Origin of the sequence: Arenimonas sp., from assembly GCF_019459675.1 — a bacterium.
Classification (GTDB): Bacteria; Pseudomonadota; Gammaproteobacteria; order Xanthomonadales; family Xanthomonadaceae; genus Arenimonas.
Genome location: NZ_JAIBFH010000487.1, coordinates 1 through 3,916, shown reverse-complemented (window position 1 = coordinate 3,916; position 3,916 = coordinate 1). Strand labels below are relative to the sequence as shown.

4 protein-coding genes are annotated in these 3,916 nt (G+C 70.2%); 1 reads left to right on the top strand and 3 read right to left on the bottom strand.

Going from position 1 to position 3,916, the window contains the following annotated elements; genetic code table 11:
• Positions 1–167: 167 nt before the first annotated feature.
• Genes K0M70_RS16050 through K0M70_RS16040 form a run of 3 tightly spaced genes read right to left on the bottom strand, consistent with a single transcriptional unit; the run spans position 168 to position 2,949 of the window.
• Positions 168–1,268 (bottom strand): sensor domain-containing diguanylate cyclase, encoded by a 1,101-nt coding sequence (locus K0M70_RS16050; RefSeq protein ID WP_290783795.1) that lies wholly within the window; start codon positions 1,266–1,268, stop codon positions 168–170.
• Positions 1,269–1,312: 44 nt separating this feature from the next.
• Positions 1,313–1,624: a hypothetical protein gene (locus K0M70_RS16045; protein ID WP_290783792.1), complete on the bottom strand. Its 312-nt coding sequence runs from the start codon at positions 1,622–1,624 to the stop codon at positions 1,313–1,315.
• Entirely contained in the window at positions 1,624–2,949 is a 1,326-nt protein-coding gene (locus K0M70_RS16040) for a tryptophan--tRNA ligase (RefSeq protein WP_290783789.1), read from the bottom strand. Before K0M70_RS16040 ends, K0M70_RS16045 begins: the two co-directional genes overlap by 1 nt.
• 106 nt (positions 2,950–3,055) lie before the next feature.
• Between K0M70_RS16040 and K0M70_RS16035 the strand changes: the two genes are divergently transcribed.
• Positions 3,056–3,850 (top strand): hypothetical protein, encoded by a 795-nt coding sequence (locus K0M70_RS16035; RefSeq protein ID WP_290783786.1) that lies wholly within the window; start codon positions 3,056–3,058, stop codon positions 3,848–3,850.
• Positions 3,851–3,916 lie beyond the last annotated feature (66 nt).

Below are 3,916 nucleotides of genomic sequence, written 5' to 3'. Positions count from 1 at the left end.
TCAATCCCTCGGGGTGGGGCCGGGGGGGGGGGTGGTGATCACCCCCGCCCTTTGCCCGTCCTCCCCCCCAACCCACCCCCCGCCCCCCCCGGGGGCCCAAGCCGCGCGCTTCCTGCGCGCGCTGCTCGACGACCTGCAGCGGCCGAACTGAGCGCCGTCCGCCGCGCTCAGTCCTCGGACACTTCGACCCGGTTGCGGCCGCGCCGCTTGGCGCTGTAGAGCGCCTGGTCGGCCCGCTGGAAGATGGCCTCGGGCTCGTCACGCCCCGCCACGCCCATGGCCAGGCCCACCGATACCGTCACCGGTGTCGGCAAGCCGGCACGGCAGGCTATGTCGTTGCGAATGCGCTCGACCACGGTGCGGGCGCCGGCCAACGGCGTGTTGGGCATGATCACCAGGAACTCCTCGCCGCCGTAGCGCACGGCGATGTCGCCGCCACGAACTCCGCGGGCGATTTCCTGGCCAACGATGCGCAGCACCCCGTCACCCGCCGCGTGGCCCAGGGTGTCGTTGATCCGCTTGAAAAAGTCGATGTCCAGCACGGCCACGGAGAAGGGCGTGTCCAGCGGCTGCGAGTTAGCGGCGATGTCCTGGCGCACCCTCTCCAGCCCGGTGCGGTTGAGCAGGCCGGTCAGTACGTCGGTGCTGGCTTCGACCTCGAGCTCGGTGTTTTGTGCCTCCAGCTGCCGCTGGTAGCGCAACAGGTCGCGGGTGATGAGCTCGCGCTCGGCCAGCTGGCGCTGGGCATCGAGGTTGCCGCGCCTGAGTTCGAGCAGCTGCACCGCCAGCCGCGCCAGCGCGCGCAGCGCATCGAGCTGCCGCGCATCGAGCTCGCGCGGCACCGTGTCCACCACGCACACCGTGCCCAGGGCATGCCCCGCCGGGGTCACCATGGGCGCCCCGGCGTAGAAGCGCAGGTGGTCTGGCCCGGTGACCTGGGGGTAATTCCGGAAGACCGCGTGCAGCGAGGCATCGTTGACCACCGTGACCTCGTCGGGCGTGCGGATGGCAACGTCGCAAAAGGCGATGCTGCGCGCGGTCTCTTCGCCCGCGATGCCCTCGGACGCCTTGAACCACTGGCGCTCCTCGTCCACGAACGTCATCACGGCCTGCGAAGTGCCGCAGACCAGGCGCGCCAGGGCGACGATGTCGTCGTAAGCCTGTTCGGGCAACGTGTCGAGGATACGGTAGCGCCGCAGCGCCGACAGGCGGTCAATCTCCTCGTCTGGGGGCAGCGGTGGTGGCGCGGCAGTGGTCGTGGCCTTCATTTCAAGCCCCTATCGTCCGAGCTGCAGTTTAGGCGCAGGCAGGGTCAACCAAGCCTGAATCGGAAACCCCGCCACGCCCACGCCGCCGCCAACACCGCCAGGAAAGCCTTGTAGGCCAGCAGGCTGGCCAATACCTGGCGCCAGATCGGGCCAGCCTCGATGGTGGTGCTGGCGATGGCAAAGCCCCAGCGGCCGGCGATGAAGCTGGCCGCGAAAGCCGCCACCAGCACCATCACGTCGAAGCGGCGGCGCGCGGGCGTGCGCTCCAGCGTGCGCGGGTAGTACCAGTAAAGCGCGCCCAGGATCGCGAACCACGGCAGGAACAGGATCAACGCGAGATCGGCGACGTCCGCCATCAGGAGCCCTCCTGCGCGAAGGCCGCCAGCGCAATGGCCACGTCCTCGATGTGGGTGCCGCCGGCAAGTTCACCTACCCGCTGCGCGCCAAGGTGCAGGCCCGCGCCGGCGACGTGGCGCAGCGTGACCGCACCGTCGCGCTTGAGCGCTGCGATGCACTCGCCCGCGTCGCGCGGTGAAGCATGCCCCACGCTCTGCATCAGCTCGGTGCCGTCGGCCGCCAGCAGCTTGAAATAGAACTGGCCGTCCTTCTCGCGGTACTGCTTGAACTGCGCAAGCGCCGACTTCGCCTTGGCGTCCGATTTGGCGGCGGCCTGCGTACGCAGGTCGCGCAGCCCCACCGCGTGGCGGAGCGCCTCGAGCAGCGGCGCGGCGATCTTGCGCGCCTTCAGCGCGCCTTCGCGCAGGATGGCTTCTATTTCCACCGGCTTGGCGATCAGCTCGTCGTAGCGGGCGCGCATCGGCGCCACCTCGGCATCGACGCGGTCGAACAGCGCCTGCTTGGCGTCGCCCCAGCCGATGCCATCGGCATAGGCTCGGGCGAAGGCGTCGGTTTGTTCGGGCGTGGCAAACGCCTGGTAGAGTTGGAACAGCGCCGAACCCTGGGTGTCCTTGGCCTCGCCGGGCGCGCGCGAGTCGGTGACGATCGAGAAGATCAGCTTCCTGAGCTCGGCCGGCGGCGCGAACAGCGGGATGGTGTTGTCGTAGCTCTTGCTCATCTTGCGGCCGTCCAGGCCCGGCAGCGTGGCCACCGACTCCTCGATGGCGGCTTCGGGCAGCACGAAATGTTCGCCGTAAACATGGTTGAAGCGCGCGCCGAAATCACGCGCCATCTCGATGTGCTGCACCTGGTCGCGACCCACCGGCACCGAGTGCGCCTTGAACAGCAGGATGTCGGCGGCCATCAGCACCGGGTACATGAACAGGCCGGCGCTGACGCCGGCGTCGTCGTCCTCGCCAGCGGCGCGGTTGCGGTCCACCGCCGCCTTGTAGGCGTGGGCGCGGTTGAGCAGGCCCTTGCCGGCCACGCCGGTCAGGAGCCAGGTGAGTTCGGTCACTTCGGGGATGTCGGACTGGCGGTAGAACCACACCTTGTCCGGCTCAAGCCCGCAGGCCAGCCAGCTGGCGGCGATTTCCAGCGTGGAGCGCTGCACCCGCGCCGGGTCAAACGTCTTGATCAGGGCGTGGTAGTCGGCCAGGAAATAGAAACTTTCCACCCCGGCCCGGCGGCTGGCCGCCACGGCCGGGCGAATGGCGCCGGCATAGTTGCCCAGGTGCGGAGTGCCCGAGGTGGTGATGCCGGTGAGGACGCGGGTAACGGGCATGGCGGGATCTGGTGGGGGATTGCCGCCATTCTAACGACTCGGGGCGCGTTAACCCCGTGAGTGCCGCCCGCCCGTTGGAAGCCTTGCCAACCCAAGGAGCACGCCCATGAAACGCCTCGCCGCCTCACTGCTCGCCCTGCTCGCCCTGGGCGCCCTGCCCGGCTGCGCCCGCGCCCAAACGCTGGTGGACCTGCAGGTGCTGGACCTGGATCGCCAGGAAACCCTGCCCCGCCACCCGCATCGGGGCCGCGACTACGTCGAGGGCCAGCCCGGCCATCGCTACGCCGTGGTGCTGCACAACCTCACCGGGGAGCGGATGCTGGCCGTGGTGTCGGTGGACGGCGTGAACGCCATCAGCGGTGAAACCGCCGGCAGCCAGCAGGCCGGCTATGTGCTGGCCCCTTGGCAGCGCATGGAGGTGCGCGGCTGGCGCAAGAACCTCTCGGAGGTCGCCGAGTTCCAGTTCACTTCGCTGGGCGACAGCTACGCGGCGCGCACCGGGCGCCCGGGCAACGTCGGGGTGATCGGCGTGGCGGCCTTCCGCGAGCGCCAGCGCCTGTACTCCCACTACGACCAGGCCCCTTCGGCCCCGATCGGCCGGGCCCAGGGCAAGGCCAGCGCCGAGTCCGCGGCGGCACCCTACGACAACCACGCCCGCCGCGAGCCCAGCCTGGCGTCGCGCCAGCAGCTGGGCACGGGCCATGGCCAGAGGCGCTGGGACGGTGCCACCACCACGCAGTTCGAACGCGCCAGCGCATCGCCCGACCAGGTGCTGTCGATCTGGTACGACTCCACCCAGGCGCTGGTGGCACGCGGCATCCTGCCGCGGCGCTGGAGCGACCCACATGGCCCGCACGGCGCGCCGGAAGCCTTTCCGATCGGCTTCGCGCCCGATCCCTGAGCGCTCCGGAAACCAACAGGCCGGGCGGTTACGCCCCGCCGGCCTGGCCCCCCCCGGAGCGGGGGG